Source organism: Planktotalea frisia, assembly GCF_001890925.1.
GTDB classification, from domain to species: domain Bacteria; phylum Pseudomonadota; class Alphaproteobacteria; order Rhodobacterales; family Rhodobacteraceae; genus Planktotalea; species Planktotalea frisia.
The window spans coordinates 1-16,359 of sequence record NZ_MLCB01000205.1 but is presented as its reverse complement, the minus strand read 5'-3'; the positions used below and the strand labels follow the sequence as shown (position 1 = coordinate 16,359).

At 51.2% G+C, this 16,359-nt stretch carries 14 protein-coding genes and 2 pseudogenes; 6 read left to right on the top strand and 10 right to left on the bottom strand.

Going from position 1 to position 16,359, the window contains the following annotated elements; all coding sequences use genetic code 11:
- Positions 1–400: 400 nt before the first annotated feature.
- Positions 401–772, bottom strand: a complete 372-nt coding sequence (locus PFRI_RS18965) for a thiol-disulfide oxidoreductase DCC family protein (RefSeq protein ID WP_072632274.1) — start codon at positions 770–772, stop codon at positions 401–403.
- Positions 773–1,092: 320 nt separating this feature from the next.
- Here PFRI_RS18965 and PFRI_RS18960 point away from each other — a divergent pair, with 320 nt between their 5' ends.
- Both PFRI_RS18960 and PFRI_RS18955 read left to right on the top strand, forming a co-directional pair.
- Positions 1,093–1,644 carry a recombinase family protein gene (locus PFRI_RS18960; protein WP_072632273.1) on the top strand — a complete coding sequence of 184 codons (552 nt, stop codon included), beginning with the start codon at positions 1,093–1,095 and terminating at the stop codon, positions 1,642–1,644.
- A 115-nt stretch (positions 1,645–1,759) separates the two neighbouring features.
- Positions 1,760–2,002, top strand: a complete 243-nt coding sequence (locus tag PFRI_RS18955; protein ID WP_072632272.1) for a hypothetical protein — start codon at positions 1,760–1,762, stop codon at positions 2,000–2,002.
- Positions 2,003–2,378: 376 nt separating this feature from the next.
- Here PFRI_RS18955 and PFRI_RS18950 read toward each other — a convergent pair whose 3' ends face one another.
- The 6 genes and pseudogenes from PFRI_RS18950 to PFRI_RS21900 form a co-directional block, all read right to left on the bottom strand.
- Positions 2,379–2,786, bottom strand: coding sequence for a curli assembly protein CsgF (locus PFRI_RS18950; protein ID WP_072632271.1), 408 nt, complete (start codon positions 2,784–2,786; stop codon positions 2,379–2,381).
- Positions 2,786–3,577, bottom strand: a complete 792-nt coding sequence (locus PFRI_RS18945) for a CsgG/HfaB family protein (RefSeq protein ID WP_084649769.1) — start codon at positions 3,575–3,577, stop codon at positions 2,786–2,788. Before PFRI_RS18945 ends, PFRI_RS18950 begins: the two co-directional genes overlap by 1 nt.
- Positions 3,578–3,790: 213 nt before the next feature.
- Positions 3,791–5,947 (bottom strand): hypothetical protein, encoded by a 2,157-nt coding sequence (locus PFRI_RS18940; protein ID WP_072632269.1) that lies wholly within the window; start codon positions 5,945–5,947, stop codon positions 3,791–3,793.
- A 406-nt stretch (positions 5,948–6,353) separates the two neighbouring features.
- Positions 6,354–6,470 (bottom strand): annotated as a pseudogene (locus PFRI_RS22010) (ATP-binding protein); the annotation flags it as partial.
- Between the two features lie 317 nt (positions 6,471–6,787).
- Positions 6,788–7,111: pseudogene (locus PFRI_RS21905) on the bottom strand (GMC family oxidoreductase N-terminal domain-containing protein); the annotation flags it as partial.
- Between the two features lie 46 nt (positions 7,112–7,157).
- Positions 7,158–7,598 (bottom strand): GMC family oxidoreductase N-terminal domain-containing protein, encoded by a 441-nt coding sequence (locus PFRI_RS21900; protein ID WP_072632267.1) that lies wholly within the window; start codon positions 7,596–7,598, stop codon positions 7,158–7,160.
- Between PFRI_RS21900 and PFRI_RS18925 the strand changes: the two genes are divergently transcribed.
- Positions 7,585–8,544, top strand: a complete 960-nt coding sequence (locus tag PFRI_RS18925; RefSeq protein ID WP_072632266.1) for a formylglycine-generating enzyme family protein — start codon at positions 7,585–7,587, stop codon at positions 8,542–8,544. The genes PFRI_RS21900 and PFRI_RS18925 overlap by 14 nt on opposite strands.
- A gap of 311 nt (positions 8,545–8,855) precedes the next feature.
- Here the strand turns inward: PFRI_RS18925 and katG are convergent, their stop codons facing one another.
- On the bottom strand, positions 8,856–11,048 hold the full coding sequence (gene katG / locus PFRI_RS18920; protein ID WP_072632265.1) for a catalase/peroxidase HPI: 2,193 nt from the start codon (positions 11,046–11,048) through the stop codon (positions 8,856–8,858).
- A gap of 239 nt (positions 11,049–11,287) precedes the next feature.
- On the opposite strand from katG, the gene PFRI_RS18915 reads away from it, so the two are divergent.
- From PFRI_RS18915 to PFRI_RS18905, 3 genes are read left to right on the top strand one after another with little or no spacing between them, the layout of a single operon-like run.
- On the top strand, positions 11,288–11,800 hold the full coding sequence (locus tag PFRI_RS18915) for a YHS domain-containing (seleno)protein (protein WP_072632264.1): 513 nt from the start codon (positions 11,288–11,290) through the stop codon (positions 11,798–11,800).
- A 2-nt stretch (positions 11,801–11,802) separates the two neighbouring features.
- Positions 11,803–12,255 (top strand): rhodanese-like domain-containing protein, encoded by a 453-nt coding sequence (locus PFRI_RS18910; protein WP_072632263.1) that lies wholly within the window; start codon positions 11,803–11,805, stop codon positions 12,253–12,255.
- Positions 12,256–12,265: 10 nt separating this feature from the next.
- Positions 12,266–13,111, top strand: coding sequence for a CE1 family esterase (locus PFRI_RS18905; protein WP_072632262.1), 846 nt, complete (start codon positions 12,266–12,268; stop codon positions 13,109–13,111).
- Between the two features lie 4 nt (positions 13,112–13,115).
- Here PFRI_RS18905 and mdoH read toward each other — a convergent pair whose 3' ends face one another.
- Both mdoH and PFRI_RS18895 read right to left on the bottom strand, forming a co-directional pair.
- Positions 13,116–14,996 (bottom strand): glucans biosynthesis glucosyltransferase MdoH, encoded by a 1,881-nt coding sequence (gene mdoH, locus PFRI_RS18900; protein ID WP_072632261.1) that lies wholly within the window; start codon positions 14,994–14,996, stop codon positions 13,116–13,118.
- Positions 14,996–16,359: OpgD/OpgG family glucan biosynthesis protein (locus PFRI_RS18895; protein WP_072632260.1), on the bottom strand; the 1,364-nt coding region annotated here is incomplete at its 5' end. The genes mdoH and PFRI_RS18895, both read right to left, overlap by 1 nt.

Sequence of the window (16,359 nt, the reverse complement as noted above, 5' to 3'; positions counted from 1 at the left end):
GAACCCAGAAGGCGGCATGAAACCAACCCGATTACATCTTAGCTGAGCCACAAACATGTCCGAATTAGTAGGACCACTTCAATGAGGCAAAGCCACCTGTAGAAATGAATGGAGCAAGCAGCTTCAGCACGCAGTCCAAGTCCTTGATTTTATGTTATCAAACACCTTAATAGCTTACCCACATCAGTACGAATTATCAGCCTCACCAACAAAGACTTATCAGGCGTTCAGTCGATCTCCTATGATACTTCAGTAAAGACCAATCACCCGTATCAGAACGACCATCTTGAGGCTGAACCTGCTGCCTTCCTGTCGTTTCTTTCCAAAAGGCTAATTTCCACGATGGGGCATATTCCCTCGGTGGATAAGACGGCTCAAATTCCCCTGAAGGTATCGGTCGTTATCTGGGTGAATTTACTTGCCGTCTCTGCCGTCTTTTGTGCATCGCAAACAATAATGGAGCTAAGACATTCCGATAAACAATATCAGTGATGAACCTGATGGGTCGCCAGCCGACGATCAATGAAAGTGACCGATAATACGGAAGTCTCTGCCAGACAGACACGAAGGCATCTACGCCCACAGTCACATTCCCACCTGACCTAGCATGTATTTGTTTTGCAGCCTGTTCTTCCGTAAGCCCCCAATCAGCCGCTGACTGCTCAGTAATTTTAACAAAGGTCACATCATCACCCGAAAGACCTGCATAATGCTTTATCTCTCTACTGCATATTGGGCAGTCATCGTTATATAACACTTCTAGATTTGCCATTGGATGTGTTCCTTTGTTGTTAGAGCAGAGATAACTTGGCATTGATAAACTTCCAGTCTCAGGCATATTCCCTTGGTGGATACTACGGCTAACATTCTCCTGCATCCGCATGTCAGCAGGTTCGTGTGAAAGCCATCTAGCTAGTTGGATGTAACTTCACACGTGATCGCCCATCAGCCCTTCTCGGCAGTAACATGGGGTGTAGGGTATTGGTGCTGTTATTGTGTTACTGGTTCGAGGGTAACATTAGGATTATTTTCCTTGCTGATGTGACTAGAATCACTGTAGTCTAGTATCAAATATTACTATAAGGGGCTGCTATGTCAGTTATCGGATACAGGCGTGTTTCAAGCGAAGGTCAGAACTTAGATCGACAGGACCTCGGGCAAGTTGATAAGGTCTTTGAGGAGAAGCTGTCGGGTAAGTCAGCTAAAGATCGGCCAGCACTTCAGGCTATGATTGAGTATGCCCGTGAAGGTGATGCTGTTGTCGTCTATTCCATCGACAGGCTGGCAAGAGACCTGCGAGACCTTCAGGACATCATCAGCACTCTGAACGACAAGGGCGTCTCTATCAGCTTTCTATCTGAACGCCTGACCTTCTCTGCTGAGGCAGATGATGCTTTTGCTAAGCTACAGTTGCAAATGATGGGGGCCTTTGCTGAGTTTGAACGTAACATCATCAAGAAACGTCAAGCTGAGGGCATTGCCAAGGCAAAGGCCAAAGGCGTCTACAAAGGCACCAAGAAGCGCATTGATAGGGTGAAGGTTCATCAGTTGAAGGCTGAGGGTAACAGCACCTACAAGATTGCTGAGCAGATGGGCATCAGCCGTATGTCTGTCCATAGGATACTGAATACTGAAGCTGCTTGATGCACCAAGCACAGGTCACAACAGCAGACAGCTAGAGCTTGATAAAATTGTAGCTGAGGCTGTTCGTGGGATTGAGGGTGTAAGTAAAGGTGAGGCTGAGGTTATTTTAAGCTGGTTGACCTACGGAAAAGCGCTGAACAAGGGCCGTGGTCTGTTTTATGACGACGACAAGGGGTTTGGTAAGTGGAAGCAAGAGAAAATCTACTCGATCAACTTGATCAAGGAAATTCCCTACCACTTAGATGAGCAAGCAGCTATGTGGGCCGCAGAAAACACTGACCTAATGTACGAGATCATGGAGGAAAACCCACGTATCAAGACGGTGCGAGGCGCACACACATACGTGAGGATTGCTTGAAGGCTGCTGAGGGCAAGAAGGCCAAGGCGACAGAGACAGCGCAGAAGATGAAGCAGTTCATTGAGGACTGTGGACTGTTACCCAACGCACCAGCAAAGGCACTCGCAAGGTTCCTCACTGAACGTGGAGTACAGACGCCATCAGGCCGTTCCAAAACTTGGCAAGCTACAACCGTGCGGCGAATGAAGGCTCGTTGGGGTGAACAACGCTGTGGTCTACGAATTGACAACCCATGCAAACGTGTACGTACATTAGGCTCTAAGTATGCCTATAGGGTGCCAGTAATATTACGCTGGAACAAATTGGTAGCCTTAGGCAAATGATTTACTCCAAAAGGCTCCTCGCTAAACTGGGGGATACTTGGCAAACAGGTCAATTATTTGGCTTCAAATGTATAAGATGGCAGCGTAATTGCGGTGACGGTATCCCCAGAAATAATAGATATTACAATTTCATCATCAAGCCTATCATAGCTAAGAGTGAAATCATCAAAGAAATACGATCCAGATTCTTGTCCTGTCGGATCAGACAATTCAGATAAAATTCCGGTTGATAAGGTCGATAGTGCTCGTCTCTGCAATTGTTCAAGGAAATAGTCACCTTGTGTTCGCTCCACAACCTCTGGAACGGCGGCAGCTGGTCGAAAGTTTTCGGCTCTGGTCATCAAATAAGTGTTTAAAATTGGATTGCCACCAAATGTTGGACTTACAAAACTTGACCGCAACCTTTCGGAATGGGCAGCAGAAGCACTAAGAACTAACAATAAAAGTATTCTTCCAAACATCACACTTTCTCCAAATGTAATTTTCTAGTCAAGTAAGCTAAGCATTCTTCTGATGCTGCCAAAAGAGCTAGAGTTATTGACTCATTAGCAGTCCAACCAGATTCAATCTCAAATAATAAATCTCTCGAGGGATAGCCAAGATACCCAACACCATTTGTTGACGATCTTATCTTTTGCCTGCTGCTAAAAGAACCAAAAACTTCACCAGTCTCAACGTCTGTAAAAAAGAGGGTCAACTCCACTTCATCTATCGAGGTTTTCTCACTAGCACGAAAAACATTGACGGACAGTCCCTTTGTAGTATCTCTTATGGTCTTATCGTACCCCACAACAGCGCCACTAATTAAGATTTCAACCGGCAATAACTTAGAAAGCTGTACAGTGTCCACGGCCGGTGAAATCAGCGTATTAAGCCTACTTGAGCTTGTTACGTTTTCAGCATCTTTATTAAAAAGTTCAGCAATTGATCGTTCTCTTAGCAGGGCGTCTAAGTTTTGGCGATCGTGCTGGGAAATAAATTTAGAGTAAGGATCTTTGTTCAATAAATGCTTGATAAGCTCAGTCAGGCCCTGACTTACACTCCTTGATCCAGCAGGTGTTTCTAACGATCCCGTTTTGTCTTGTATTTCTAGAACAGCTATCCGGTGGATTTTTTCAGTTTTTGAAACACTATGCGAAGTCAACCAATCCTTAGCATAGTTAGGTTTTTGTTGTTGTATTAATTGCGGCTTTTCAACTCCAGCACAGCCCGTAGCCAAAGATATTAATAGTATTAGCATACACTGTTTCATTTAAACGCCCGTTTTTAGGCTGCTACGTTTTCGGAGCTTACCTAGTTAATGTCCCATTTTGCCGCAGGTATATTTTTGATACATTCATTCTTAGTCTGTCAAAAACATTCCACGTTATAATAAAAACTAATTCTGGTATCTTAGCCTTCAGTTTTTAGAAAAAGCTTACCGCCTTGTGAAAGGCAGTAGGCTATTTTTCATTTCACAACTGAATTAAATTGCGTCTATGCTTACTTCCCCATCTGCCGTGGTCACAGTTACATTACCATAACCAACATTTGTTATTGTATTAACATAGGTACCCAAATCGATATCGTAGTTCAAATTCATAGAGTACTCAGAGCCAAATACGGACAGTTCAGCTGACGGTCCTGCGAGAAGTTCGACTGTGTTATCGTTACCATAAATTTCGACAAGCATTGATGAGGCATCTGCAAGGTAATCAGAACCTATTCCAGTTACGGTCAACGCATTAGAGTATCCCCCAATATTTAAATCAAGTGATGAGAAGGCGTATTCGGGTACTGAGGACACTATTATTGAATTATAATCACCGATTATTTCAGCATTAACTGTAAATGAGAACGAGTTATCAGCATAGAAATCATCCATTTCTTGTTTGTAGCTGTTGCCAGATCCGTCGATTGATACGTTTAAATCTAGCTCATCTACGCCAGAAACGTCGACATCGTTAGAGTTTCCGATAATGCCTACATCAAGTAATGTAGTGAAAATGTTTGATACATTGACTGAATTATCGGAACCAGAGATATTATATAACATGTTATTTGAGCTAGATGTGTCAGTCACGGATATCGAATTCGAATCTCCGTAAATGCTTGCATATATGTTATCAGTATTATAAAAATTCAGACCGTTTGCATCGCCTGTTACGTCAACATCTAATCCAACTGTTTGAATTGCCCCAAAGGATATGTCATTGTCATTACCGTCTATATCAAACGTCAGATATTCACCGGACTCCATTCCAGAACCTGAGTTAACGTATCCTGTAGACACCAGTGAGTTTCCATCCCCTGACACTGTAGCATTTATATCACGATAGCCTAAGCCGTACATTCCGTAATTATCATCGTAAAAACTGAACCCGAGATTATTAAACGACCCGTTGATAGACACCGATGACCCCATCGAAACTCCATAGGAATCAAAACTTAGATTGACGTTATTGGCGTCACCATAGATCTTCGTACTAGCCCATGAACGACCCATTTCGTTGTAATAATAAGGGTCCATGTACATAATGTCGTACATGTACATCGTGTCAGAGTTATAATTATGAGTTACTTCATTTCCAGAACCATTAACAATAATATTGCTATCACTTGAATACGAATATACGTTGTTGAATGATCCGGCCACGCTCACGTTTAAATAGTCTATGGCCCTAGCGTCTACGGTATTGTCATTACCTACGACCGAAACTTCAGCAAATTTATAACTCATCATTTCATAATAATATGGATCATAATACATCATTTCATAATAATATGGATCATAATACATCATATCATTGTCGCTGGTGATGGATACGGAGTTGCCATCGCCGTTCACGTCAACTCTCGTTTCCGCATTATTTTCCTGCATCATCATATAATCATAATTATACTGGAAAACGTTTACGGTGTTCCCCCCACCGACTACGGACGCAACAACATTATTTCCATTTCCGTACTGATTGATGTAGACGTAATTTCGATCTGTCACACCGTCTACAAAAAGTTGAACACTGTTTGTGAAATACTCGGTCTCACCATACGAACCGCTTGAATTCTGATTTATTGTAACGTTAGAACCATCACCCATTATATCTGCTACTATGGTAGAATAGTCAGAATATGTGACCTTAACGATCGCATAGTTTGAGTCAGTTAAATCAATATCAAGCAAACTGGCGACGGCGTACATCTCGCTAGATCCAATTTCCAGATCATTGCCATCTCCACTCATGATCAGGTCGAGAGTTGCGCTTCTGCCCTCATTTCCGCCAAATTCGTTAAGAGTAACAGTATTTTGATCTCCAGCGATATTCATAGTAACAACTGAGTTACCAATCTGAGCAAAATAAATCGTGTTATAACTTCCATCAACAACAAATTCTGCTGAGTTACCGTCACCCGCTTGTGCAATGTTGCCACTACCACCAACAGCCATAATAGAAGTAACATCACCATCTAAAGTTACAGAAGCAGTGTTAGATAAACTGTCCTTGGTGTCCGCAGACTGCGTGATCTGGATCGAATCAGATTCGACAATTTGCAGATCAGCAAAGCCCACACTCGGGGTTAGCGCAAACGCCATTATAGGCGAAACAAGCGCCGTTGTACGCAGAAATCTTTGAGTATTCATTTGTATCTCCTCTTTACTATTGACCACTGAAGTTGGGATGCGGCCAAATAATAGTTCCAACTCAAAACAAATGAGCTATAAAAAATTATTTTTTAAGTATCGTGAAAATTGTCTCAAAAACAAGAAAAAAGTGCATCTACCTACAATATTTCAGCATTTAGTGAGAACGGCGGTGCAAAATTAGACCACGGTAGCGCCGCCATATTGGTGGTGCGGGCGGCGTAAAAGTCGTCCACTTTTCCCTTCTTGTGGCTACAGGGAGGGCGGGGAGATATACACCGTGGAACTTTATCTGAAGGTCAGGCTCGCGCGTAGCGAGGGTATGAGCCAGCGGTGTTGAATGTCACTGAGAACTGACCCGGTATTGTCACCGAGATTTGACCCGCTCTTAGTTATGTATCGGTAGCTATGCTTTGGTCAATGTGGTGGCCTCCTTTGTGGTTTTCTTTGCAGCTTCTGAACTGGCCTTGAAGCGGTAGCTGTCGTTGCCTGTTTCGAGGATGTGGCAGCGATGTGTGAGACGGTGAACCTTGGATCGCATTGCAGAGGTGCACCGGGTTTGCCGACAGACAGAGGCATGACAAAAAGCTGTATGTCAGGACGGCCATTCTCGGCCAGTGCGCTGCATGCGGCACCGCCTACTTGTCCTGCGCCGACCGTAAGCGGGCCATGGCTGCGAAGAAGCCAGTCAAGACCAAACCCAGCGGCCTTTAAAGGATTTCGAATTTGGGTGTTGAGTGAATGCTTGCCTTCTGCAAGCTCGACAATGGTGCGTATTTGCGAATGATCTTGAAGGTTGGCGCCTACTTCGGGCGCGTCATGCCGCACTTGAATGCCAAGTGAACGCAAATCGTCAGCGGGGCCAATGCCACTGAGGTGCAACAGCTGTGGAGACTGAATGGCACCTGCCGCCAAAATGACTTCCCGAACGGCATAGGCTGTCTTTTCGACGCCGTTTTGTATGTAGCGCACGCCGGTCGCTGTTGGGCCATCGAATGTGACTCCCAGAACGCTTGCGTGGCTCAGCAACGTCAGATTGGGCCTGTGCAGGGCAGGGCGCAAATAGGCAGTCGCCGCACTATCGCGCCACCGACCTTTCAAAGTCAGCTGGTAGCGGCCGATGCCATAGGTTTCTTCCGCATTGAAATCAGGATTGTCCGGCAAACCAGTTTGCCGCGCTGCCTACAACCATGCGTCGCACATGGGGTTGTCATTGCCCAGATCGGATACGCCTAGCGGGCCGGTGCTCCCGCGAAACTGTGGGCGGGCCATCATAGCTTTCAACGTTTCGAAAATGCATGAGCACATCGCGGTAGCTCCAACCATCTGCGCCAAGTGCCTCCCAGTCGTCGAAATCCTGTTGCTGACCACGGATGTAGATCAACCCGTTGATAGAACTGGACCCGCCAATCACCCGCCCGCGTGGCACGTCCATCTGGCGACCTGCAATACCCTCGTCCGGCGCGCCTTTGAAGAGGTGAGACACTTTGGAATTGTAGATCGACTTGAAGTAACCAACCGGCAGTCGCAGCCAAAACCGACGATCAGAGCCGCCTGCTTCCAGCACAAGAACGCGCGCCTTTGGCTTTTCACTCAAACGCGCGGCCAAAACCGATCCGGCAGTGCCGGACCCGACGATGACAGAAAACATCAATCACGAACACACTGAAAAGACGTGCTGCACCCCGACAAGGGGTGGCCGCAAGGATACGCTATACCAGCAGTCTGACAACGTAACGCAGGTTCGGGCAGAGATCGACCCTGTCGACATTCCCGGTGGGACATCTTTCCTGGGCACGGATGCGCCCCAGATTCTTGGAGACGGTGAAAACCCGATGCGGAGAAAGAAGTTGAAGCCTTTTCGGATTGGCGCAACGACCGTGAGCAACAAATACTTCGCGGAGTTCGTAGCGGCCACTGGGTATGCCACGGAGGCGGAGACATTTGGTTGGTCGTTTGTGTTCTGGACTGATATCCCTGCCCAACTTCGGTACACTAAAGGCGTTGACGGCGTCGAATGGTGGCGGCGCGTGGATGGTTCAAATTGGAAAGACATCTGCGGACCTAGCACGCAAGAACATTGCTGGTCTCCCGACCACCCTGTTGTCCACGTCTCCCACAACGATGCTTTGGCTTACGCGCGTTGGAGGGGCGGTAGATTACCTACCGAAGCAGAATGGGAACACGCCGCACGTGCCGGACAAGGGGATGTCCGCTTTCCCTGGGGGGAACGGGGACCGGATGATACTGAGGTTTTTCCCTGCAACATCTGGCAGGGATCATTCCCAAATCAAAATACATGTGCAGATGGCTGGCGAACGACGGCACCTGCACGGTCTTTCGAACCCAATGCCTTTGGTCTTTTCAACATGATTGGGAATGTTTGGGAATGGACCTCTGACACCTACAAAGTGAAGTCGTTAAAGAAGTCCGTGCGAAAAAGCCTGGACAGTATGCGCGGTTTCAAAGTCCTGAAAGGCGGTTCATTTCTTTGCCATCGCAGCTATTGCTACCGTTACCGCATTGCCGCCCGGTCCGGCAATTCCCCCGATAGCACAACCACGCACCAAGGGTTTCGGGTGGTATGGGATTTCTAGTTTACGCGTCGCGCATTCGCCGTGGCTATGCAGCGCCCGGCCAGTAATCGTCCCTGTCAATCCCCGCGTAATTGGGCCCAAAGATTTTGAGGCCTTTGGGCGTTCTAAAGGCCGCGGGGCTTGGCAATAGGACGACGGAATTCACGGAGCAGGCATGGATGGCTCTGCAGAGGATCCTGTCCTAGCTTTGATGGTCTTGTCCGATTGTGGCTGCAATTAATCAACATAAACCTCATTATACCCGAACCACAGATAACAAAAAACGCCGGCCCCAAAAGAGCCGGCGTTTCTCAATTCACATCACCCAAAGCTTAAGCGACGTCGAAACGGTCCGCGTCCATGACTTTGACCCAAGCCGCAACAAACGCTTTCACAAACGCCTCTGAAGCATCATTTTGCGCATAGGCCTCTGCCATCGCGCGAAGCTGAGAGTTTGCACCAAAGACCAGATCAACGCGTGTACCCGTCCAGCGCACCTCGCCAGAGGAACGATCACGTGCTTCGTAAACCGTCTCGCTGTCATCCGTAGCAGACCATTCCACGCTCATGTCGGTGATACCCGTGAAGAAGTCCGTCGTCAGTTGGCCCGCACGATCCGTGAACACGCCGTGTGCCGCGCTATCAACATTGGCACCCAGAACACGCAGACCACCGACAAGCGCGGTCATCTCAGGCGCGGAAAGCGTCAAGAGTTGTGCGCGATCGACCAAAAGCTCTTCTGCGGAGACAGAGAACTCTTTTGGCGCATAGTTGCGGAACCCATCGATCTGCGGCTCAAGAACGGCGAAACCTTCGACGTCGGTCTGCTCTTGGCTGGCGTCCACACGACCTTGTGTGAAGGGCACAGTCACATCGTGACCCGCTGCTTTCGCAGCCTGCTCGACACCCATGTTACCCGCAAGCACGATCAAGTCGGCCATAGACACATCGCTGGAAGATGCGCTTTGAATGCCCTCAAGCACACCAAGCACGCGCTCCAACTTTGCAGGCTCGTTCACCGCCCAAGAGCGCTGTGGCTCTAGACGAATGCGCGCGCCATTGGCACCACCGCGATAGTCAGACCCACGGTACGTGGAGGCAGACGCCCAAGCGGTCGAGACCATGTCAGCGACAGACAGATCAGAGCCAGCAATCGCCTCTTTCAGAGCTGCAACATCAGCATCGCTCAAAGCGCGGCCTGTGGGTGCTGGAAGCGGGTCTTGCCAGATCAGATCTTCGGCAGGGACTTCTTTACCCAAGTAACGTACCTTTGGACCCATATCGCGGTGAAGCAACTTGAACCAAGCACGCGCGTAAGCATCTGCAAACGCATCTGGATCGCCCATGAACTCACGAGAGATTTTCTCGTAATCCGGGAACATGCGCAGCGCCATGTCGGCAGTTGTCATCATAGGTGCGTGCGACTTGGACGGATCATGCGCGTCAGGCACTGTGCCCTCTGCCCCAACAGCCGTCCACTGGTTTGCACCTGCGGGGCTTTTCGTCAGCTCCCACTCCCAACCAAAGAGCGTCTCCCAATAGGAATGGTCCCACTGCGTTGGTGTTGGCGTCCATGCGCCCTCGATCCCAGACGTGACTGTGTCATAGCCTTTGCCTGTGCCATTGGCGTTCTTCCAGCCAAGACCCATCTGCTGCAACGGCGCGCCTTCCGGCTCGACACCGACAAGGCTCGCGTCGCCATTGCCATGCGCTTTACCGAATGTGTGACCACCAGCCACCAGCGCAACAGTCTCACGGTCATCCATGCCCATGCGCGCGAATGTATCGCGGATGTCGTATGCAGATGCGAGCGGGTCAGGGTTGCCATCTGGGCCCTCGGGGTTGACGTAGATCAGACCCATCTGCACAGCAGCCAGCGGGTTCTCGAGATCGCGCTCACCAGAGTAACGGCTGTTCTCGCCACCCGAGTTTTGCAGCCACTCTTCCTCAGAGCCCCAGTATGTGTCCTCTTCCGGCTCCCAAACATCCGCACGACCACCGCCGAAACCGAATGTTTTGAAACCCATAGATTCCATCGCGACGTTACCTGTCAAAATGAACAGGTCTGCCCAAGAAATCTGGTTGCCATATTTTTGCTTGATGGGCCAAAGCAAGCGACGCGCTTTGTCGAGGTTGCCGTTGTCCGGCCAGCTGTTGAGCGGTGCAAAACGTTGCTGTCCTGTGGAACCACCCCCGCGACCATCGGCTGTGCGGTAAGTGCCTGCGGCGTGCCATGTCATGCGCACGAACATCGGGCCGTAGTGACCATAATCTGCGGGCCACCACTCTTGGCTGTCGGTCATCAAAGCGGTCAAATCTGCTTTGAGCGCGTCCAGATCGAGCTTTTCGAACTCTTTCTTGTAATCAATCTCACCACCAAACGGGTCTGTTTGCTTGGTGTTCTGGTTGAGGATTTTCAGGTTCAGCGCATTTGGCCACCAATCGCGGTTGCCGCGTACATCGTTGCGTGCGTGCACTGCTGTGCCATGCATGACTGGGCATTTGCCAATGTTGTTACCGTCCATAGTACCTCCAAAAAAGTTTTGATTTAGGTGTTGCGATGCACACGTGAGTCTCGTGTGATTAGAACAATTCTAACATGATCCATTCATAGATAAAATTCACTTTTTCTTATTATCGTCATAACCTCACCCTATCACGCTCACGCCACTCGCACGTGTGATCACAGCTAAGCGAGCATGGGGTTCGCGCACGCCATTTACGGTTAAGGTGGCGCGACTCACTTGCTCCAAAGGATCCAAATATGAAACGCCTCCTTCTTGCTGCATTCTTTAGTGCAGCTGCCAGCTTTGCTTGGGCGGGCCCGCAATATATCGACAACACAGGCTTTGCCGTTTCCGGCTATGATGTTGTCGCCTATTTCAGCTTGCCACAGACGCAAATTGGCACGCCCCAATCACAAGCAATCCCTGGCAACGCCAGCATCACAGCCGAGCACAACGGCGAAACATTCGCCTTCTCCAGTGCCGCAAACCGCGAATTGTTCACGGCCAACCCTGACAAATATGTTCCGCAGTTTGATGGCCACTGCGCATATGGCGTCTCCAAAGGTGGCAAAGTTCCGGGCAACCCGAACCTGTGGCGCATCGTGGATGACAAGCTTTATCTCAACATCACAAAGAACGTGGTTGGTTTCTGGGAAGAGGACATTCCGGGCAACATCACCCTCGCGGATGGCAACTGGGTGTCGATCGAGCCAGCAGCGGCGTCCACAAACGTGATCCCAAGCTTCACCTCCCCAGCACCGGTGAAATAACGATGAACATTACCCGCAGACATATGATGATCGGGCTTGCGGGTGCAGGTGTTCTGGGGGCTGGCTACACGCTGGCCCCTACCCGTTCCAGCGCCGCTGAGAGCACGTTTTTGGACCCCGTCGAAGCGCATAAACAAGCGCTCAGCGGAGATATTCTTTTGATAGACATTCGACGTCCAGATGAATGGAAACGCACGGGTGTCGGCCAAGGGGCCATCCCGATCGACATGCGCCGTCCCGATTTCATCCAAGTCGTCAGTGCCGCACAAACTGAGCGTGGCGGTCTTCCCGTCGCATTGATTTGTGCACGCGGCGTGCGCTCGCGGCGTATGACTTTCGCGTTGGTACAAGCAAATGTTGGCCCGATCATTGATATCCCCGAGGGTATGCTCGGCTCGCGCGCAGGCCCTGGATGGTTACAGCGCAAACTCCCCGTCACGGCTTGGAACGGATAAGGACGAACGCATGTTCATAAAAACCCTAACAACGCTCAGCGCCGCCCTGATGGGTGGCGTTTTTGCTATTTCCGCCGCCTCCGCCTGCACCACAAACACGCCATGCGTAGTTGCCGACGGTGAATATTTCGTTGCCACGCCTGACGGGGAAACGCCCGATAGCGCTGTGATCTTCATTCATGGTTTCGGTGGCTCAGGCGCTGGCGTTTTTCGCAACACCGGCCTTACGAATTCCGTGCTTGATCGCGGCTATCTTCTGGCCGCCCCTTCCGGCCTGAAAATGCCCGACCGCAATGGCGGCTCATGGTCGTTTCACCCTGATCGTGCGCAACGCCGCGACGAGATCGCATTCATCACTTCGGTGCGCGATGATCTGATCGCAAAGCACCGCATTGATCCTGACAAAATCCTGCTCTCCGGTTTTTCTATTGGCGGCTCCATGACCTCTTATCTTGCCTGCGCCGCGCCCGACACCTTCCCGGCCTATGCCCCGATTGGCGGTAGCTTCTGGCGGCCGCATCCCACGGGATGCGAGGGCGATGTGCGCCTGCTCCACACCCACGGGTGGAGCGATGGAACCGTCCCGCTTGAGGGCCGCTTGCTGCGCGGCACTGATATCAATGATGTGGGTGCATTGGCACAAGGGGATGTGTTTCACGCGATGGAAATCTGGCGTACGGCCAATGATTGCGTGCATCTCAAAGCGGATCGTTTCGACACATCCGGCCCCTTTTGGCGGCGCGCATGGGATCGTTGTTTGCCCGGCTCTGCGCTTGAACTCGCGCTCTTTCCCGGTGGTCATGTGATCCCGAAAGGTTGGGCAAAGATGGCACTCGATTGGTTCGAAAATCTCTAAGCGGTTACTCCGCTGCAATCGCTATCGGTTCAGACGTTTCTAACGCGCGCTGCATCTTTGCACGCTCTTCATTCGCGCGTTTCACAATACGCGGAACACGCAAAGCGTGCGGGCTTTCCAAACGCATCCAGCTCAGCTTTGCCTTTGCGATAGAAACCGAGCCGAGCATCGACAAAGCCACAGCGAGCAAAAGCGGCAATGCCACAGGCAACAAGCTCAGCGGCACTGTGCCTGATGCAATTCCAAAGCTTAGCGAAAGCCCCAACAACGTCTCCACCTTGTGAAAGCGCAAAGTCGTCCAAAGATCATATCCCTCGACCCCGCGCGCCTGTGGCGACCACGTCGCCGCGCGCCCGCTCACAGCGCTGAATACGGCAAGCGTTTGTTGCACCATCATGATCGGCGCATAGATAATCGCGCAGATCACTTCGAACAGCATCGTCGCGATGAACCGCCCTGCGCCACCGTAGTCACGCCGAATGTCCCCACGCGCACAAAGCGCCAAAGCCCCGATGAGTTTGGGCAGCAAAAGCATCGTGTAAATCACGGCCATGTAAATCCATCCCTGCGTCTGATCTGCGCCGGACCAAATCGGATAAAGCGGATTGCTGGGCACAAAATACGTCTGCGTAATCATCTCTGGCATCATGCCCAGTACCGACCAGATCAACACCAACGCGAACCACAATGGCGACAACAAGAACGCAGCCGCGCCTTGCAACATGTGAAAGCGCGACATGGGGTGAAATCCGCGCGCGCCTAGCAGGCGCAAGTGTTGCAAGTTGCCAAGACACCAACGTCGATCGCGCAGCGCATAATCAATCAAAGTCTGCGGTGTTTCTTCATAACTGCCACCCAAACGCGGCAAGAATTTCACACGCCAACCAGCACGGCGCAGCATACCTGCCTCGACGAAATCATGGCTTAGGATCAGGCTGTCCTTGCCACGCAAAGATCGCAGATACGGCAGTCGTGCGCTTTGGGCAAAAGCACGGGTGCGAATGATCGCGTTGTGGCCCCAATAATTGCCCTCTCCTTGCGCCCATAGCGCGACACCCTCAGACAAAAGCCAGCCATAAACCGCATTCGAGAATTGCTGCATACGGCCAAACAAAGTCTGCGCGCCGATCAGCACAGGCACGCTTTGAATAAGCCCCGCTTCAGGGTCTGCAGAGAGTTCATGCGTGAGACGACGGATCGCGCCACCGCTCATCAAACTATCCGCATCCAGCACAAGCATTGCGTCATAGGCGCCGCCCCAACCCTCAATCCAATCGGTAAGATTACCAACCTTTTTGTCGGCATTCACAAGACGGCGACGATAGAACACGTCCATCCCCAGAGGGCAATTTTGCCGCAGCGAAAAGAACGCGCGCTCTTCCATTTCCGCAAGCTCAGGGTCCCGCGTGTCGCTCAGAATAAACAGCGCATAATTGTCGTGTTGCGCGCCGCGCGCGAGCTCTTGCAGCATAGCATTTGCATTGCCGAACACGCTTGCGGGGTCTTCGTGATAAACGGGGATCAGAAGCGCCACGCGCTCGCTCGGGCCCCTGCCCGTGCGCGCCAAACGACAAGGACGCGTCATGCGTTGCACAAGCGCCATCAGAACGGTGATGACCGAGAAGGAAATCCAAACAAACGTTAACCCAACAAGCGCAACAATCGCGCGCTCTAGCAGCGTCACGCCACCAGCCGCGAACCATTGGAAAATCGCAAAGCTGAGAAGGATCGCAATGCCAAGCGCAGGCGCAAAAGCCACAAACCGCAGCGCAAAATCGCTTAGGCTTTTCTCTCCTTCACGCGCGTGTTCTGGCGCTTCTTTAAACGCTTGCGCGGCCATCGGCAAAGGCGCTTTTGTCGGCATGAAGGAGGCAGCGTAGCGCATTATGCAGTCCACCGGTAAAGCCATGTTTCACTCAGCGCTTCGCCGTTCAATCGCAATTGTGCGCGGAACTCGATTAGGCTGGCATCCTTGGGGTGGAACTTGAACGCAAGGCGCGGCCCGCCCGTCTCAGGATTGCGCTGCAAGACGCCGCTAGACACCTCGCCCGCGCTGCTTTGAATGAGCTTTTCAATCAAGGAAAGATCATCCGGCATATCAGCCGTCTTCTCGAAATCAATCGTCGCGACGATCCCCTCGCCAAACGCTTTGCCCATGCGCGTATTGAGCACGCGCGCGCCTGTGCCATAATCACTATCAGCACCAAAAGTGAGCGTGTAGCTCACGCTATGTTCAGAACCAGCCGCGAGAGGTATCTCAGGGCGCCAGTGCACCACGATGTTGTAGTAAATTTCGCGATCTGTGGGAATTTCAATGAGCGTGACAGCACCCCTGCCCCATCCTTCGCCTGGTTCGATCCACGCACCGGGACGACGGTGATAGAGCGCCTCAAGGTCTGCAAAATCGCTAAACTTGCGCGCGCGCTGCATGAGGCCGAAGCCCTTCGGATTGTCGTCAACGAACGCACTGATTTGCAACGTCTTGGGATTGGCCAAAGGACGCCACAACGTTTCCCCAGCGCCGTTCACCACCAAAAGCCCATCGGAGTCGTGCACCGCAGGGCGGAAATCAGAGAAACGATCGCGATTGGTCTCGTCAAATTGGAACATCGAAGTAAGCGGCGCGATGCCAATATTTTCCAGCTCGCGACGCGGGAAAAGCGTAGCGCTGACACGCATCTTAAGAGGTGCGCCGTGGGTGACTTCAAAGCGGTACGCCCCCGTCAGGCTCGGCCCATCAAGTAGGGCATGCACGACAAACGTGTCGGATCCCGCGACAGGCTTCTCAACCCAGAAGGCACGAAAATCAGGAAACTCTTCGCCCGATGGCTCCGCCGTATCAATCGCAATGCCCCGCGCGGAAAGACCGTAGATATCGCCCGTCCCAATCGCACGAAAATAGCTCGCACCTTGGAAGACAGCAAACTCTGTGTAGATGCCTTTGGTCTCTAGCTCTGCACGCAGGCGCAGGCCGGAATAGCCAAGGGATTGATCAATCGGCAGCTCTGGGAATTTGTCGGTTTTGTCGAACACATCAAGGCTAAAGAGCAGCGGTTTCGCGACGCCACTCTCCACCACAGTAATCTCAATCGGACGCGGGAAGTATAGCCCCGGCGCAAACACATCGAGACGGAGCGGCGTGTCGTCCTCCCCCTCCCATAAGGCGGAGCGCGTGTCGAACCAGATCGAGTTGTATACACAGAGTCCTCGAGCACCCGACTTTTGACGGGTTGACGTCTGACCGTAGA